The organism is Methylobacterium crusticola (assembly GCF_003574465.1).
GTDB classification, from domain to species: Bacteria; Pseudomonadota; Alphaproteobacteria; order Rhizobiales; family Beijerinckiaceae; genus Methylobacterium; species Methylobacterium crusticola.
Genome location: NZ_QOWC01000004.1, coordinates 18,975 through 35,101 on the forward strand (window position 1 = coordinate 18,975; position 16,127 = coordinate 35,101).

At 70.8% G+C, this 16,127-nt stretch carries 14 protein-coding genes; 3 read left to right on the forward strand and 11 right to left on the reverse strand.

Annotated elements, in window-relative coordinates; translation table 11 throughout:
• Nucleotides 1-12: 12 nt before the first annotated feature.
• The 9 genes from DT057_RS36735 to DT057_RS07695 form a co-directional block, all read right to left on the reverse strand.
• Nucleotides 13-912 carry an ABC transporter permease gene (locus tag DT057_RS36735; RefSeq protein WP_128561487.1) on the reverse strand — a complete coding sequence of 300 codons (900 nt, stop codon included), beginning with the start codon at nt 910-912 and terminating at the stop codon, nt 13-15.
• On the reverse strand, nt 909-1,877 hold the full coding sequence (locus DT057_RS07665) for an ABC transporter permease (RefSeq protein WP_128561488.1): 969 nt from the start codon (nt 1,875-1,877) through the stop codon (nt 909-911). The genes DT057_RS36735 and DT057_RS07665 overlap by 4 nt, the downstream gene beginning before the upstream one ends.
• A complete protein-coding gene (locus DT057_RS07670) occupies nt 1,874-3,535 on the reverse strand; it encodes an ABC transporter substrate-binding protein (protein ID WP_128561489.1) in 1,662 nt (553 codons plus the stop codon). The genes DT057_RS07665 and DT057_RS07670 overlap by 4 nt, the downstream gene beginning before the upstream one ends.
• Before the next feature lie 150 nt (nt 3,536-3,685).
• Complete coding sequence (locus DT057_RS07675; RefSeq protein ID WP_128561490.1) at nt 3,686-4,900, reverse strand: acyl-CoA dehydrogenase family protein; 1,215 nt, start codon at nt 4,898-4,900, stop codon at nt 3,686-3,688.
• Nucleotides 4,901-5,616: 716 nt separating this feature from the next.
• The gene (locus tag DT057_RS07680; protein ID WP_128561491.1) at nt 5,617-6,444 is read right to left on the reverse strand and encodes an ABC transporter permease; all 828 of its coding nucleotides are present in this window, start codon (nt 6,442-6,444) and stop codon (nt 5,617-5,619) included.
• A complete protein-coding gene (locus tag DT057_RS07685) occupies nt 6,441-7,466 on the reverse strand; it encodes an ABC transporter permease (RefSeq protein WP_128561492.1) in 1,026 nt (341 codons plus the stop codon). The genes DT057_RS07680 and DT057_RS07685 overlap by 4 nt, the downstream gene beginning before the upstream one ends.
• 80 nt (nt 7,467-7,546) lie before the next feature.
• Nucleotides 7,547-9,181: an ABC transporter substrate-binding protein gene (locus DT057_RS07690; RefSeq protein WP_238313229.1), complete on the reverse strand. Its 1,635-nt coding sequence runs from the start codon at nt 9,179-9,181 to the stop codon at nt 7,547-7,549.
• A gap of 166 nt (nt 9,182-9,347) precedes the next feature.
• Nucleotides 9,348-9,491, reverse strand: coding sequence for a hypothetical protein (locus DT057_RS35435; RefSeq protein WP_162501350.1), 144 nt, complete (start codon nt 9,489-9,491; stop codon nt 9,348-9,350).
• Nucleotides 9,492-9,667: 176 nt separating this feature from the next.
• Nucleotides 9,668-11,326 carry an ABC transporter ATP-binding protein gene (locus DT057_RS07695; RefSeq protein ID WP_238313227.1) on the reverse strand — a complete coding sequence of 553 codons (1,659 nt, stop codon included), beginning with the start codon at nt 11,324-11,326 and terminating at the stop codon, nt 9,668-9,670.
• Nucleotides 11,327-11,966: 640 nt separating this feature from the next.
• On the opposite strand from DT057_RS07695, the gene DT057_RS07700 reads away from it, so the two are divergent.
• The 3 genes from DT057_RS07700 to DT057_RS07710 all read left to right on the forward strand — a co-directional run bounded on the left by DT057_RS07700 (nt 11,967) and on the right by DT057_RS07710 (nt 14,365).
• Nucleotides 11,967-12,197 (forward strand): hypothetical protein, encoded by a 231-nt coding sequence (locus DT057_RS07700; RefSeq protein ID WP_128561494.1) that lies wholly within the window; start codon nt 11,967-11,969, stop codon nt 12,195-12,197.
• 136 nt (nt 12,198-12,333) lie between these two features.
• Nucleotides 12,334-12,921 (forward strand): cupin domain-containing protein, encoded by a 588-nt coding sequence (locus DT057_RS07705; protein ID WP_128561495.1) that lies wholly within the window; start codon nt 12,334-12,336, stop codon nt 12,919-12,921.
• Between the two features lie 436 nt (nt 12,922-13,357).
• On the forward strand, nt 13,358-14,365 hold the full coding sequence (locus tag DT057_RS07710; protein WP_128561496.1) for an SDR family oxidoreductase: 1,008 nt from the start codon (nt 13,358-13,360) through the stop codon (nt 14,363-14,365).
• 129 nt (nt 14,366-14,494) lie between these two features.
• On the opposite strand, the gene DT057_RS07715 is transcribed toward DT057_RS07710, so the two are convergent.
• Both DT057_RS07715 and DT057_RS07720 read right to left on the reverse strand, forming a co-directional pair.
• The gene (locus DT057_RS07715; protein WP_128561497.1) at nt 14,495-15,058 is read right to left on the reverse strand and encodes a cytochrome P460 family protein; all 564 of its coding nucleotides are present in this window, start codon (nt 15,056-15,058) and stop codon (nt 14,495-14,497) included.
• On the reverse strand, nt 15,048-16,100 hold the full coding sequence (locus DT057_RS07720) for an alpha/beta fold hydrolase (RefSeq protein ID WP_128561498.1): 1,053 nt from the start codon (nt 16,098-16,100) through the stop codon (nt 15,048-15,050). Before DT057_RS07720 ends, DT057_RS07715 begins: the two co-directional genes overlap by 11 nt.
• Between the last annotated feature and the right edge of the window lie 27 nt (nt 16,101-16,127).

The following is a 16,127-nucleotide window of genomic DNA, read 5'->3' on the forward strand; positions in this document are numbered from 1 at the left end:
CTCCGGCGGCTGTCACGGCGTCCCCGCGCGCCCGTCGAGCCGGTCCTGAACGTGGCGCCCGACCACCGTGACCGACAGCGCGAACACGATGATCGCGAGGCCGGGCATCACCTCGAGCCACCACGCGCGCGTCACGTAGTTGCGGCCGGCATCGAGCAGCGCGCCCCATTCGGGCGAGGGCGGCGCCACGCCGAGGCCGAGGAAGGCGAGGCTGGAGGCCCAGACGATCGACTGCCCGACGCCGAGCGTGATCATCGCCACGAGCGGCCGCATCGCGTTCGGCAGGATGTGCCGGCGCAGGATCCGCAGGCGGGAATGGCCGAGGGCCCGCGCCGCCTCGACGTAGCCGGCCCCCTTCACGGCCAGGAACTGGCCCCGGACCATGCGGGCGTAGCCGGGGGCGGTGCCGATGCCGACGGCGGCGATCAGCGTCACGGGCGTCGCCTCGAAGACCGTGATGAGCAGCAGGGCGAGGAACAGGTTGGGGAAGGCGAACATCACCTCGAGGAAGCGGCCGATCGCCCGGTCGAGCGCCCCGCCCGCGAGGCCCGCCGTGACGCCGAGGAGCAGCGCGAGCGTCAGGCTGAGGCTCGTTGCGCCGACGCCGATGGCGAGCGAGTCGCGCGTGCCCTCGACGACCCGGGAGAACAGGTCGCGGCCGGACTGGTCGGTGCCGAACAGGTGGTCGAGGGACGGGGGCCGAAGCGTCGCGGCAAGGTCGGTCCGGAACGGCGGGTGGGTCTGGAGGAGGGCGGGCGCCGCGGCCATCACGAGGTAGAGGGCGATGAGGGCGCCGGCCACGAGGACGCCTCCCGGGAGGCCGCGGACGAGGTCGGCGGGACGGCGCATCCCAGGACGGCGCGGCCGCGGGACCGCCTCGGGGCGCCGCAGGATGTCGGTCGCGAGGGTCATCGGGCTCTCAGCCTCGGGTCGATGATCGGGTAGGCGAGGTCGACGAGGAGGTTGGCCAGGATGTAGAGGCCGGCCGCCGCCAGGATGATGCCGGTGACGAGGGGCACGTCCCGGGCGGAGGTCGCCATGACGAGGAGCCCCCCGATGCCCGGCCTCGCGAACACCGTCTCGATGATTGCCGCGCCCGAGAACAGGGCGCCGAGCGCCCAGCCCGACAGCGTGACGCCGGGCAGCACCGCGTGGCGCAGCACCAGCCGCACCCGCACGGCGAGGTCGCTCATGCCGCGCATCCGCGCCGAGGTGACGAAGGGCTGGTCGAGGACGCGGGCGAATTCCTCGCGGATGACCTGCCCGATGAAGCCGGAGAGCGGGATGGCGAGCGCGAAGGCCGGCATCACGAGCCCGGCCGGCCCGGTGCCGCTCTCGACCCGCAGGAGCCGCAGCTTCACGCCGAGGACCACGAGCAGGATCGTGCCGATCCAGTAGGGCGGCGCGACCGCGGCCGCGACCTGGAAGCCCGAGACGAGGCGCGCGAGCGAGCCGTCGCGTCCGGCGCTCGGCACCGTGAGCAGGAGCGCGATGGCCCAGGCGAGGGCGAGCGCCGACAGCGTGAGGAGCGTCGGGGCGGCCTGCTCGGCGATGATGGCCCGGACCGGCCCTTGCGTCTGGTACGAGGTGCCGAGATCACCCCGCACCAAGCCGCCGAGGAAGCGGCCGTACTGCACCGCGAGCGGGGCGTCGAAGCCGTAGCGGGCGTTGATCTGCGCGAGCTCGGCGGCGGTGGGCTGCGTGAAGGTTCCGGCCTTGACGTTGAGGATCAGCTCGGCGCGGTCGCCCGGCAGCAGCGTCTGGACGCAGAAGGTGAAGGTCGCGACCGCCCAGAACACCGCGGCCGCGCCGAGGACGAGCCGGGCGATCCGGCGGTGCCATCCCGTGACCCGGGAGCGGGAAGGAGCCGCGCTCATTTCTCGAAATACGCGTCGTGGAAGACGGGCTCGCTGACAGGACTCGAGATCCAGACGTCCTTGAGCTTGGGCTGGCTCGCGATCGTGACCGCGAGCGGAAACAGGCCGACCACCGCGGCCTCCCCGACGATCAGGCGCTGGGCCTCCTCGTAGCGGGCGAGGCGCGCCGCGTCGTCGAAGGTCCGGTCCGCCTCCTCGATCAGCCGCCAGAGGACCGGGGGCTGGAAGCGGGAGGCGTTGTTGGCGTTGACCGCGCCGCCCTGGTCGGGACGCCAGGAGATCTTCAGGATCTCGGCCGAGGAGGCGACCCAGTAGGCGGGTTGCGCCTCGTAATCGTCGGGGCCACGGCCCTTGCCGGCGAACCAGTCGGCCTGCGGGATCGGCTTCAGCACCACGTCGAAGCCGACCGCGCGGGCCTGGTCCTGCAGGATCTGCAGCACCAGGATGCCGTCGGAGGTGATGAGCGAGCCGCCGGCGTAGAGCAGCCGCACGGTGAGCCGCCTGCCGTCCCGGGTGCGGATGCCGTCGCGGGCGCGGCCGGTCCAGCCGGCCTCGTCGAGCAGGCGGTTCGCGGCGTCGGGGTCGTAGGGGTAGGACTGCGCGAGGTCCTTCAGGTGCTCGGGCGTGCTCAGGCTGAGCGCGCCGTTGCCGTTGAACGGGATCTCGCCGTGGAAGGCCGCCTCGACCGCCTTCTGCCGCTCGGAGACCTGCGCGAAGGCGCGGCGCACCCGCACGTCGTCGAACGGCGGCCGCGCGGTGTTGAGCTGGAGCCGTGTCGGCGTGCCGCCGGTGACGTCCTGGACGACGCGGAAGCGGGTCCGGGCCTCGTCCCAGTCCACGGCCGGGATGTCGTAGATCGCGTCGGATTCCCCGCTGAGCAGCGAGCCGTACCGGACGGTGTTGTCCTTGAGGAACTTCCACACGATCCCGTCGACGTAGGCGGGGCCCGCGTGCCGGGCGGTCGCGGGCGCGGAATTGTAGTCCGGGTTGCGCTTGAGGACGACGTTGCGGCCGCGGTTCCAGGCCTCGACGATGAACGGCCCCGAGCCGACCGGCCTCTCGCATAATTCCTGCGGCCCGCGCGCGAGCGCCGTCGGCGACAGGATCCCGAAGAAGTAGGTCGACAGGACCGTGAGGAAGGGCTGGTAGGGGCGGGCGAGTTCGATCCGCAGCGTCAACGGGCCGGGCGCCGTGACCGAGCGGACGACGTCGCCGACGTAGAGCTTGGCGTTGCGGTTGACCTTGTCGGGATCGTCCGAGAGCCAGCGCTCGAAGTTGACGACGATTGCTGCGGCATCGAGCGCGGTCCCGTCGTGGAACCGCACCTCCGGCTTGAGCCGGAACGTGTACGTCAGGTTGTCGTCCGAGACGGTCCAATCCGTCGCGAGCCAGGGCACGATGCGGCCGTCCTGCGTCCTGGCGACGAGGTTGTCGGCGTATTGACGCTGGATGTAGCCGGCCTGGACCCAGCCGGCGTAGAGGCACGGCGGCTCCTGGAGGTGACCGTAGCGGATGATGCCGCCGCGCTTGTCCTCCTGCGCCGCCGCTCCCGCCGCGGCCGCGAGGCCGAGGATCAGCGCCACCGCCGCGGCGAGGCCCGGATGACGGCCCGGCCGCCGCGCGGGGGAGGGGCGCGGTGCGGGATTCGGTGGGATCATCGTGCGTCCTCGGCGGCGGGCGGCGAGTCGTGGCCCGTCCGCACCCGAGCCTAGGCGGAACGCGTGGCTTGTTTCAATAGTCTATAAAACTAATATACTACTATCTGGGAGGACATCCTGCTCGCCCCCCCGCCCGCCGCGTCCCGGAGGTCAGAAGAAGCCGATCCCGGGCAGCTCGGTGCCGTGCAGCTCGTAGGCGCCGACCGCCAGCGCCTTGTAGCTCGCCGGGTTGTGCGAGGAGAGGGTCCGGGCGTTGCGCCAGTGCCGGTCGAGGTTCTGCCGCAACGTCGCTGCCGAGGCGCCGCCGACGTCGAACAGGGCAGTCGCCGAGCGTAGCACCAGCTCGTCGACGACGACCTTCGTCTTCGCGGCCGCGACGGAGGCGTCGTGGGAGAGGCGGGGCGGCGGGGCGGCGTCGGGCTCCTCGGCGCGGGCGCGGGCGACCCGTTCGAGGGCGTCGCCGACGGCGAGGAGGGCGGCCTCGGCCACGAAGGCGTCGCTCGCGATCCGCCCGACGATCTGCTGCAGCACCGGATCCTCCGACGGGACCGGGGAGGGCGCGAAGTAGAAGTTGCGGGTGCGGCTCCGCAGCAGGGCCTTGGCGTCCCGCAGCACCGCCCGCAGGACCCCGACATTCGCCGCGGTGACGATCGTCTGCGCGATGGTGCTGGCGAAGGCCGTGATGGCGGGCGCGGGATCGCGGATGATCTCGTCGGCCTCGACGCGCACGCCGCGGAAGTTCGTCGTGCCGGTCCCGGTGACGCGCTGGCCGATCCCGTCCCAGTCGTCGAGCCGCTCGATGCCGTCGCGGCCGGTCGGGACGATCAGCGACACGTCCTCGCCGTCGGGGGCGATCGCGCGCACGAGCGTCCAGTCGGCGTAGAGCGTCCCGGTGCTGTAGAACTTGGTGCCGTCGAGGCGGAAGCCGTCGCCGTCCGGCCGCAGCACCGTCCTGAGGTCGCCGCGCCCGCCCGTCTGCCTGCGGTCGAGCTCCGTCGTGGCGAGCCCGATCAGCCCGCCCTCGGCGACGGAGCGGCGCCACTTCGCATGGTAGCCGGGTTCACGGCCGGTGACGAAGCGCTCCGTCACGAACAGGTGGTTGCGGAAGATGTGGGCGACGCTGGAATCGGCTTCGGCGAGGCGGATGACCGCCCACAGCGTCTCGCGCCAGCTCGCCCCGGCGCCCCCATCCGCGACCGGCAGGCGCAGCGCGCCGAAGCGCACGGCCCGCAGTTTCGCCAGCAGGTCGAACGGGTGCTCGCGCCGGCTGTCGCGCCCGGAGGCGCCGGCGGCGATCTCGGCGAAGAGCGCTTCGAGCTCGCGCGGCCGGGCGGCCTCCGGGAGCGAGTGGGAGAACTCGGACATCGATCGGGCTCCTCGGAATAGTTTACAATTCATATAGATTACATAGCTTGCGTCAACGCTGTCGCCCGAGGACTCGCGAGGGCAGCGTTCGGCAGGCGGTCCGAGCCCTTGCCGGCCTCCGCGTGCGAGGCGGACGTCCTCTTCATCGGCGGCGGGCCCGCAATCCCCGCCGGACAGCGAACGGCGGGGACCCTGGCCCAGCAGCCGACGCCTTCGCGGCCGGGTGACGCCGCGACCGAGACGACGGACCGTCACTCAAGGTCGCGAGGGATGAGAACGATGATGTGCGGCAGCATGGTGCGGCGGCGACCGGGCGCCTCCGCTCGGGACAAGCTTCTCGCGCAGCGTACCTTCGGCATAGGCGCTCTTGTGGACGCCACGCTCCTGTCGTTCGGGAACGACCAGGTCGAAGGGCGTAGCGTCCGCCGAGGGCAAACTCTTCGGTCAACCGACCGACCGTGAAACTGCCCTCGTCCCGCGTGAGGGCATCGACGACGGAATTGATCGCGTCGCCGCGGCCAGGGCGGATGGCTTCGTCGGACCGGAAGTGCGCGCAATCGATGCCAGTCGCACCCGCATAACGGGCGAGACCAGCCTCCGGTCTGGCGTATCGCCGGTATGCCTCGACTTTCTCCGCCGCCTCCCCGGCGGCACCGAGGGCGTCCGCCGCTTCGGCGCGCTGCACCAGCGATCGTCGCGGCGCGGGCCGGTAGTGCTCAGGAGCGGCTCCGGCGCAGGCGCGGGTTCAGGGCGCCGTGGAGCGCGTCGCTGAGCAGGTTGAGGCCCAGGATGGTCAGCACGATGGCAAGGCCCGGGATCGCGGTCATGTACCAGCCGGTGCGCAGAGCGTCGCGGCCGAGCCCCACCATCGAGCCCCAGCTCACCACGTTCGGGTCGCCGAGGCCGAGGAACGACAGCCCGGCCTCGGACAGGATGGCGTTCGCCATCAGCAGGGCCGTCGAGACGATCACCGGCGTCCAGGCGTTCGGCAGGATCTCGCGGAAGATCAGGTGGAGGTCGCCCGCACCCAACGCGATGCTGGCGCGCACGAAATCCCGCTCGCGCAGGGTCGCGAACTCGCCCCGCACCAGCCGCGCCACGCTGGTCCAGGAGGTCACGCCGAGCGCGAACACGATGGTGACGACCGTCGGTTTGAGGATGGCCACCAGGATGATGGCCAGCAGGAAGGCCGGGATGGTCTGGAACAGCTCGGTGATGCGCGTCAGCGTGGCATCGATGCCGCCGCCGTAGAAGCCGGCCGTCGCCCCCACGAGGACGCCGATCAACAGCGAGACGAACGCCGAGGAGAGCCCCACCAGGAGCGAGATGCGGGCACCGTGCATCAGGCCCGCCAGGAGGTCGCGCCCCATCAGGTCCGTGCCGAGGGGCGTCGCGGCCTCGGTGCCGGGCCATGTGAAGGGCGCCCCCACCATGTCCAGCGGGTCGTCCGGGTAGAGCGTGCCGGCTGCGAGCGCCGCGCCTGCGACGGCGAGGAGTGTGGCGCCGCCGACCAGGATCGACGGCTGCAGGTACCAGCGCCTCACGCGAGCCTCCCTGGCTGTTCGGTGCGGGCCCGTGGTTCCGCGGCGGAGGCCGTCCGAGGCCGGCGGACCCGCGGGTCGAGCCACATCTGCACCAGATCGACCAGGAGGTTGGAGAGGACCACCAGCACGGCGCTGAACAGCAGCACCCCCAGGAGCACGGGAATGTCGCGGCTCTTGATGGCTTCGAAGGAGAGCTGCCCGAGTCCCGGCCATGCGAACACGGTCTCTACGACGATGGACCCGCCGAGGAGGGCGCTACTCTGCACGCCGAGCATGGTCAGCACCGGCAGCACGGCGTTGGGCAGGGCATGGCCGAAGATCACGCGTCCCTCGCGCGCGCCCTTCGCGCGGGCGGTCCGGATGTAGTCCTCCGTCAGGACGTCGATCATCGAGGCGCGCGACAGCCTCGCGTAGACGGCGACGTAGTAGATCGACAGGGTTGCGACCGGCAGGATGAGGTGGTGCACCACGTCGAGGCTCCCTCGCCAGCCGGAATGGCGGGCGCTCACGTCGCGGATGCCGCCGATGGGCAGCCATCCGAGCTTCACGCCGAACAGCACGATCAACATCAGGGCGATCCAGAACAGCGGGGCGGAGTAGCCGAGCGTCGACAGGCCCGAGATCAGCGTGTCGGTGACGCCGTGCGGTCTGCGGGCCGCCGCGATCCCCAGCAGCAGCCCGACTGCCACCGACAGCGTCAGCGCCGCTCCCACCAGGGCGAGCGTCGTCGGAAGCCGGTCGAGCACCAAGCCGAAGACGGGCTCACCATACCGGAACGAAAAACCGAGGTCGCCTTGAGCGAGCCGCCCGATATAGGCCACGAGCTGCTCCAAGTAGTGGCGATCGAGCCCGTAGAGCCGACGCAGCTCCGCCAGGTACTCTGGCGTCACGCTGCCGCTCTCGCTCGCGATCACATCGACGAGATCGCCCGGGAGGGACTTCAGCAGGATGAAATCGAGCACGGCGATCGCCAGCACGATGCCCACCAATTGCAGCAGGCGACGAAGCAACGGTAGCAGCACGTCAGAATCTCCGATCCGGGAGCAGCCTCAGCCGCCGCCCGGACACCGTGGTTGGGGTCGTCCCGGCCCCGTGCCGGTCCTCAGGCGGATTGCTCGAACCAGACATGGGCGAAATTGCTCTGGCTGTGGTTGAAGGTGTTCGTCACATTGCGCAGCCGTGCGTCCCAGACGCCGAACCAGCGAAATTCCAGGATGTTGAGCAGCCCGAGATCCGCCTGTGCCAGCTTCTGGAAGTCGTGGTAGATCGCGACGCGCCTTGCCGGATCGGTCTCCGTCTGGGCCGCCTCCAGGAGCTTGTCGGCCTCGGGACGCGCGTAGCCAGACGCGTTGAACCAAGGCGTTCCCTTCGCTTCGGCCTTCGACCAGTAGTGCTGCTCCACCCCGATCTGCGGATCCTGCCAGTTGATGCCCCACGAGCTGACAAGATCGAAATTGTACTCAGCGAACACGTTCTTGGTCCACGCAGCCAGGTCGAGCCCGCGCAGCGTCACGTCGATGCCGACGGCGCGGAGCGCCTGGCGCACGAACTCGCCCGTGCGGCGGTAATCGTCTCCGAAGGGAATGAAGTCGTGGTTGAGCTTGAAGCGCCAGCCGTCCGCCTGCTTCGGGAAGCCGGCTTCGTCCAGCAACGCCTCGGCCTTCTTGCGGTCGTAGGGGTATTGCGGCGTGTCAGGCGTGTAGAAGGTCTTGAGCAGGGACGAAACGGGTCCGGTGGCCGGCGTCGCGTAGCCGCCCCACACCGTCTTCACCAGCAGGTCCCGGTTGATGGCGTGCAGGATCGCCTGCCGCACCTTCAGCTGGCCCAGGATGGGATGGCGCAGGTTGGGAATCAGCCACAGCCAGCCGGCGAAGCCGTTGTAGCCGTCCTTGTTGACCACGAGCTTGTCCGACTTCGCGAGCCGGTCGGCGTCCGCGAAGGTCACGGGGTTGCGCTCGCCGTACTGCACCAACCCGGTCTCGAGCGCGTTCGCCCGGCCCGACACGTCCGGGATGATCTTCCAGAGGATGCCGTCCAGGAAGGGCCGCCCGGACTGCCAGTACCTGTCGAAGCGCTCGAGGCGGATGTGGCTGCCGCGAGCCCATTCCTTGAACACGAACGGGCCGGTGCCGACAGGCTTGTTGTTGTAGGGGTTGTTGGGGATGTCGGTGCCCTCGTAGAGGTGCCTGGGCAGCACCGGAGCGGCCACGACGTCGAGCGCGTTGATGATGACCGGCGTCGGCTTGGAGAGTGTCAGGACCGCGGTGTGTGCGTCCGGCACCTCGACCTTGGTCAGGTACTGGAAGATGCGCTTGGCCGTCGGTGCGTACCGCCTCCAGACGACCTCAGCCGAGAACTGCACGTCCGCCGAGGTGAATGGCGTGCCATCGTGCCAGAAGGCGCCCTTGCGCAGCTTCAAGGTCCAGGTCAGGCCGTCGGCGGAGGTCTCCCAGCTCTCCGCGAGTTGCGGGCGCGGCTTCAGGTCCGGGCCGTAGTCGACGAGCCCGTCGAAGATCTTGCTGACCACGGCGCGAGTGGGCGTCGCCGTGTTCATGAAAAAGGCGAGCGTCGGCGGCTCGGGATGGACCACCGCGTCGAGCGTGCCGCCAGCGCGCGCGTTCTCCACCGCCGGGACCGGCGCCTCGGTGAGCGCATGCGCCTCGCGGGGGAACAGCGAGCCCAGCGCGCCTCCGGCGAGCAGCGCGCCGCCGAGCCCGAACAGCTCGCGGCGATCCACGACGGGCGCTCGTTCGATGACGCCGTCGGTCCCTGCGCGGTTCTCCCCGTGGTCGCTATGCCGGCATGTCATGTGCAGTCCTCGCGAGTTGTCATCGATCCATCGGTTCGGGCACGAAGGTTCAGGTTTGGCTGCCCATGATCCACGGCGGCCCATGGCGCGGCCGCTAAGCCGGCCGGTCGAACCAGACCTGCGCGAAATTGTTCTGGCTGTGGATGCAGGTGTCCGTGACGCTGCGCAGGTTCTTGCCCCGGATGCCGAGCCAGCGATACGCGAACACGTTGACGAGCGGCAGATCGGACAGGGCCAAGCGCTGGATCTGCTTCCAGATCTCGACGCGCCCGAGAGGATCGGCTTCCCCTTGAGCGGCTTCCAGCGTGGGCGCCCGCGGGGAGCAGCGCCCCGAGCGCACTTCCGGCGAGCAGCGCGGCGTTCGGTCCCGCGATGTGCCCATCCTCCTGTGGGATCGCCGACGCCGCCCTCGGGTCACGCATGATCGGGCTGCCGTTCTTCGCGGGGAATGCGTCGACGTCCCGGCACCGCCCCGAGGAGCGTGCGGGTATAGGGGTCACGCGGGGATTGCCAGATGCCCTCGACCGGGCCGGCCTCGACGATCCGCCCGGCGTTCATCACCAGCACGTGGTCGGCGATGTACCGGATGACGGCGAGGTCGTGGGAGACGAACAGGTAGGAGAGCGCGTAGGCGTCCTTGAGGTCCACCAGCAGGTTGAGGATCTGTGCCTGGACCGACACGTCGAGGGCGGAGACTGGCTCGTCGCAAATCACGAGCTCCGGGCGGAGCACAAGCGCACGGGCGATCCCGATACGCTGACGCTCGCCGCCCGAGAACTCGTGCGGGTAACGGCGGCGCGCTGTCGCGGGAAGTCCGACGTCGTCGAGGATGGCGCCGATGCGACGTTCCCGTTCGACGCCGTCACCGGCCCCGTGGAGGGTGAGCGCATGGCCCAGGATGTCGTCCACGCGCTGGCGCGGGTTGAGCGAAGAGTACGGATCCTGGAAGATCATCTGGACCCGGCGCCGCCACGGCAGCAGAGCGCGCCGCGAGAGCGGCAGCAGATCCACGCCATCCAGGACGACGCGCCCGCTCTCGGGCGGCGTCAGGCGCACGATGGCGCGCGACAGGCTGGACTTGCCGCAGCCAGACTCGCCCACCAGCCCGACCGTCTCACCGCGCTCGATCGCGAAGGTAACGCCGCGAACCGCCTGCACCGACGTGCCGCCTGAAGGGTAGGCGATACGCAGATCTTCGACCCTGAGCAGCGGCGGCTGACCGGGATGCCGGCTCGTCAGGCGCGCGACGCGGGCCGGCGGGCGTACCAGCTCGAACGCATCGCCGCCACGGTGGCGGATCTCGGGGAGCCGTGTGGTGCGGTAATGGGGAACCTTACCACCGTGCAGCGAGGCTTCCAGCAGGCCCCGCGTGTAGGGGCTGCGGGGACGGGCGAACACCTCGCGGGTCGATCCCTCCTCCAGCTTGCGGCCGCCATGCATCACCGCGACGCGGTCGGCCCACTGCGCCACGAGGCCGAGGTCGTGGGTGATGAGCAGGACCGCCATGTTGAGATCGCGGCGCAGGTCGTCGATGAGCTGGAGGATCTGCGCCTGCACCGTGACGTCGAGCGCCGTCGTCGGCTCGTCGGCGACGAGGAGACGGGGTCGGCAGGCCACCGCCATCGCGATCATCACCCGCTGGCGCTGGCCGCCGGAGAGTTGGTGGGGGTAGTCGCCGAACCGTTGCACCGGATCCGGCAAGCGCACCCGGTCGAGCAACTCCAGCGCCTCCTCGCGCGCCTGCCGGCGCGACCGCCTCCCGTGGAGCGTGATCGCCTCCACGACCTGCCGTCCGATGGACAGCACCGGATTGAGCGAGGTCATCGGTTCCTGGAAGATGATCGAGACCGCGTTGCCGCGGATGCGCGAGATTTCGCGCTCCTTCAGCGTGAGCAGATCGCGGCCCTCGAAGGCGATGCTGCCGGACAGGCGCGCCCGGGCGGAGAGCAGACGCAGGATCGCCAGGGCCGTGGTGGATTTGCCGCACCCGGACTCCCCCACCAGGGCGAGGATCTCGCCCGGATCGATCTGGAGATCCAGCGAGCGCACGGCGGTGTGATCGGCAAAGCGCACGTCAAGCGATCGGATGTCCAGAAGTGGCCCCTGCCTTTCGGGTTCCACCAACTGTCGCGGTTGACCGACGCCTCCAAACATCATCGAGATTTTCGAACGAACGCCTGTGAAAGAGGTCAATTACCTTGCCGCATTGCGCCAACGGGCACTTATGAGCAAATATAACCTGTCAGCGAAACATTCCTGCTCACTTCAACGAGATACGTCGCATGATCTGAACGCGCACCCAACTCGGATTGCCGCCGTGATAGCTAACGTCGATCCCCGATAGGATCTGAGATCGACGCGCTCGAGTCAATGCGAATGATGTACAAACAATTATATTCTCCATTGCTTGGAGATATCGCAAGATAAATCTTGCATCGGCCGCGGAGGCAGATTTTCCGGTCTACGGTTGCGGACCTGGGTGCTGTCGGCTCCACACGTCGCGCATCGCGAAGATTCCGCTTTCGCGAGAGCCGGCCTCGCTCGTCCCTCCGGGGAGCTCACGGGCCGTGACGGACGTCGGTGCCTGACCGGCTGGCGTCCTTCGGCCTGCCCGGACCGGGAGCGCGACGAAGCGCGCAGGCCGGCCTCGCGATCCGGCCGCCCCGCGAGACCTGCGTAGAACGACGAAAAAATCCGACACTCCCGAGAGTTGATGCAGCTGGAGCGCGCGACGCGGGAGCATTGCCGGCTCGGCGACATCGAGAAACTGTGGCAGGCAGACTCCTGCCGCGAAAGCACTTCGATCGCGCTGGATGTCACCGCAGGAAACGGAACGGTCCTGCGCGGTCGCGCCCAGCCGCACAGGTTGGAAGGCGGCAGTTCGGCGCGTGCGACGAATGTCGGCACAGCACCGCTCACAGCCTCGGCGCCCGCGCACCCATGACCCGCGTTGGATTGCTTCCGGACGCGCCGTAATCACCGGGATGCCTTCCCGCGTGCGCTCTCGCACGGACGGCCGCTGGCATCGTGACTGTAGTGCTTGAAAGTTGTGCGGCTTCTCGCGTGGAGGAGTGGGCAGCATGGCGAGAGACGCGCTCCCGATCTCGCAAGGTGGACGAGTGACGAATCCCTTCAACGGCGAGACGTTCGTCTTCACCCAGGTCGACGAGGTACCGGAGTTCGCCCAGTTCGACGTCCACCTCGCGCGGGGCGGGATGCTGACCGGAACGGGCATGCACCACGTCCACCCCTACGCCGATGAAGCGTTCACCGTGCGGGAGGGCAAGCTCATTCTCTCGATCGACGGCGTCCGTCGAACCCTGGAGCCGGGGCAAGGTTTCCTCGTCAGGCGCGGCGTGCCCCACCACGTCCGGAACGGCCACGACGGCGAGACGCTGTTCACCTGCCGCTTCACACCCGGCCACCAGTACCTTCGCTTCTTCCTCAACATGGCGCTGGGCGCGGAACGGCACCCGGAGCGCTACGACCCGCGTGGCGAGCCGCCCCTCGTCCTGCGCGCCCTGGCGCTGCACGCCTATGCCGGGCACGGCTACACCGCAGCGCTTCCGATCTGGTTCCAGAGGGCATTGTTCGCGCTCCTCGCGCCAGTCGCTCGCCTCAGGGGCTACCGGCTCGACGTTCCTCCGGTGCGTGCCGGGCGCGGGTGAGGTCGATCCGAGGCGCCGGCGTGGTGGGGCGAGCCCGGCTTGCCCGGGCGGCGCGACTGCACGCGCAGTGATCCCGGCACCGGCCGCAGGCTCGTCCAGGTGCACGGCTTCCCGGAGGGATCGCCGGAGATCACCCGCCACCCCGCACACCGCGACCCTCCGCGCGCATCCCGCCGCCGGGCGCCTGCGCGCAGGAAGAGGCGCGCTGCCAGGCCCTTTACCCTGGCGAATCCCGCGCCTGCGGCGCCCGCCGGAGCGCGTAGATCGAACGCATCGGCGCGGCGGCGCCGGCCGTCGCAGCCGCGGGGCAGCGGCGCCCGGTGCCGGACGCGTGAAAACCGCGCAGGCGAAGGGGTCCTGCAACGCATCCACGCCTCGCGCGTAGCCCCCGCGGCCGCACGCCACCGGCGCCGGCCCGACGAGGAGCGAGCGGGACATGAGGCACAAGCCCCTGCGCGAGCAGGTCATCGTGATCACGGGAGCCTCGAGCGGCATCGGCCTCGCCACCGCCCGCATGGCGGCCGAACGGGGAGCCCGGGTCGTCCTCGCCGCGCGGAGCGGGGACGTGCTCGCCCGCCTCGCCGAGGAGATCGGCACCGGCCGTGCCGTCGCGGTCACGGCCGATGTCGGCCGGCGCGAGGACGTGCAGGCCGTCGCCGATGCGGCCCTCGCCGCGTTCGGGGGCTTCGACACCTGGGTCAACGTCGCCGGCCTGACCGTCTACGGGCCGCTGCGCGAGATCGCCCAGGAGGACCACGAGCGCCTGATCCGGACCAACCTGTGGGGCACCGTGAACGGCTCGCTGGTGGCGGCCGAGCACCTGCGCGCGCGCGGCGGGGCGCTGATCAACGTCGGCAGCATCGCCTCGGACCTCGCCTTCCCGTTCCAGGGGCTCTACGCCACCTCGAAGCACGCCGTGAAGGGGTTCACCGACACGCTGCGCATGGAGCTGATCGCCGAGGACGCACCGGTCTCCGTCACGCTGGTGAAACCCGCCTCCATCGACACGCCGCTGCCGGACCGGGCGCGCAACTACATGGATTGCCAGCCGACCCTGCCGCCCCCGATCTACCCGCCCGAGGAGGTGGCCAACGCCATCCTGCACGCGGCCGTGCACCCGCAGCGCGACATCATCGTGGGCGGCGGCGGCAAGCTGTTCGTGATGGGCAAGGAATTCGCGCCGGGCGCCTACGACCACCTGGCGCGGGCCATCATCGCGCTGCAGAAGCGGCCGGAGCCGCCCACGGCGCCCGAAGGCGCCCTGCACGCCCCGCGGGCGGCGGGCCGGGAGCGGGGCGACCCGCCGGTCTACGTCATGCGCACGAGCGCCTACACGCGGGCGACGCTGCACCCGCTGGCGACGGCCGGGGTGGTCGCGGCGGGCCTCGCGGCGACGGCCGCCCTCCTGCTGCGCGGCGGGCCGTTCGGCCGAAGCCGGCCCTGAGCGGACGCCCGGCGCGAGGGAACCGGAACCCCTCGAGCGCCCGGCGCCGCGTTCCAGGCACCGGCCCGGAGCGCGTCGCCCGGGCGCGGCCAGGGGGACGCCGCGCGCGGGCAGCGCCGGGCGGCCCCGTCACCGGGCGTAGCGGGTGAAGACGAAGTCGCGGTCCTTCACGCGGGCCTCGTGGCAGGCAAAGCAGGTCCGGTGCTGCGCCTCGTCCACCGCCACCCCGTCGACGAAGCGGCCGAAGCCCCATCCCCCTGTCTCGGGGAAGCGCCTGGCGTCCTTGACCATGACCTGCACGGTCGTCGAGCGGCCCGGGATCGTGGCCGCCTCGAAGTCGGGCGACGGGACGTGCCGCCAGGCGAGCTTCACCAGGACGGCCCCGTCCGGGAAGGGGAGCGTTCCGCTCTCGGAGGCCCGCACCGCGAGGTCGTTGCCGACGATCGCCCGCAGTTCGTTCAGGGGCTCGCCCTCGAGGGAGGGCGCGACGAGCGGCCAGGCGCGGTAGCCGTCCGGGATCGTGACGCCGAAGAGCGGCGAGGCGGATCGCCCGGCCTCCGCTCCCGCGAGCGGGGTTTTCGCTCCCGCGCGCCCGGCCTCCGCCCCCGCGCGCGAGGCCGCGGCGAGCAGGGCCGGGGCCCCCGCGGCGAGCAGGAGCAGCGCAGCGCCCCGGAGCGCGGGCTCAAAGCGCATCGACGTCGACCACCGCCTGCGCGAACGCCTGCGGAGCCTCCTGCGGAAGGTTGTGGCCGATGCCGCCGGTGATCAGCCGGTGCGCGTAGCGGCCGGAAAATTTCTTGGCGTAGGCGGCCGGGTCGGGATGAGGCGCCCCGTTGGCGTCGCCCTCCAGGGTGATCGCCGGCACGGCGATGACCGGGAAGGCGGCGAGCTTCGCCTCGAGCTCGCCATAGCGCGCCTCGCCGTCCGCGAGGCCGAGGCGCCAGCGGTAATTGTGGATCGAGACGGCGACGTGGTCCGGGTTCTCGAAGGCCGGGGCCGAGCGCCCGAACGTGGCCTCGTCGAAGTGCCAGCGCGGGGATGCGAGCTCCCAGATCAGCCGGACGAACTCGCGGGTGTGGCGGCGGTAGCCTTCGCGGCCGCGCTCGGTCGCGAAGTAGAACTGGTACCACCATTGCAGCTCCGCCCGGGGCGGCAGGGGCTCGGCGTTCGCCTTCTGGCTGCCGATCAGGTAGCCGCTCACGGAGACGAGGCCCCGGCAGCGCTCCGGCCAGAGCGCGGCCAGGATGCAGGCGGTCCGCGCGCCCCAATCGTAGCCCGCGACGAGCGCCGTCTCGACCTTGAGCGCGTCCAGGAACGCGAGGGCGTCGACGGCGAGGGCCGCCTGCTGGCCGTTGCGCGGCGTCGCGTCCGACAGGAAGCGCGTGGCGCCGTAGCCGCGCAGGTACGGGATCAGGACGCGGTAGCCCGCCGCGGCGAGCGCCGGCGCGACGTCGACGTAGCTGTGGATGTCGTAGGGCCAGCCGTGCAGCAGCAGGACGGTCCTTCCGGTCGCCGGCCCGGCCTCCACGTAGGCGATGCTGAGGTCGCCCGCCTCGACCCGCCGCAGGGGGCCGAAGGCGGCATGGCTGCCCGCGGCGTCGGCCGGAAGCCGGCCGGGCGCCGGCCCCGGGGATTGCGCCCGGGCCGCTCCGCTCGCGCCGAACGTGCCGGCCGCGAGGGCGAGGCCGGCGAAACTGGCCCATTGCCGGCGCGCATGGTCGATCTGCTCAGGCATCTCACGCCCCTTCACGATGGTGACGAT

Excerpts from the sequence above, each read along its gene's own strand:
- DT057_RS07700 (WP_128561494.1), top strand. The coding sequence starts at position 11,967 with ATGCAGCTGGAGCGCGCGACGCGGGAGCATTGCCGGCTCGGCGACATC.
- DT057_RS07720 (WP_128561498.1), bottom strand. The coding sequence starts at position 16,100 with ATGCCTGAGCAGATCGACCATGCGCGCCGGCAATGGGCCAGTTTCGCC.
- DT057_RS07670 (WP_128561489.1), bottom strand. The coding sequence starts at position 3,535 with ATGATCCCACCGAATCCCGCACCGCGCCCCTCCCCCGCGCGGCGGCCG.
- DT057_RS36735 (WP_128561487.1), bottom strand. The coding sequence starts at position 912 with ATGACCCTCGCGACCGACATCCTGCGGCGCCCCGAGGCGGTCCCGCGG.
- DT057_RS07715 (WP_128561497.1), bottom strand. The coding sequence starts at position 15,058 with ATGCGCTTTGAGCCCGCGCTCCGGGGCGCTGCGCTGCTCCTGCTCGCC.
- DT057_RS07710 (WP_128561496.1), top strand. The coding sequence starts at position 13,358 with ATGAGGCACAAGCCCCTGCGCGAGCAGGTCATCGTGATCACGGGAGCC.
- DT057_RS07705 (WP_128561495.1), top strand. The coding sequence starts at position 12,334 with ATGGCGAGAGACGCGCTCCCGATCTCGCAAGGTGGACGAGTGACGAAT.
- DT057_RS07665 (WP_128561488.1), bottom strand. The coding sequence starts at position 1,877 with ATGAGCGCGGCTCCTTCCCGCTCCCGGGTCACGGGATGGCACCGCCGG.
- DT057_RS07675 (WP_128561490.1), bottom strand. The coding sequence starts at position 4,900 with ATGTCCGAGTTCTCCCACTCGCTCCCGGAGGCCGCCCGGCCGCGCGAG.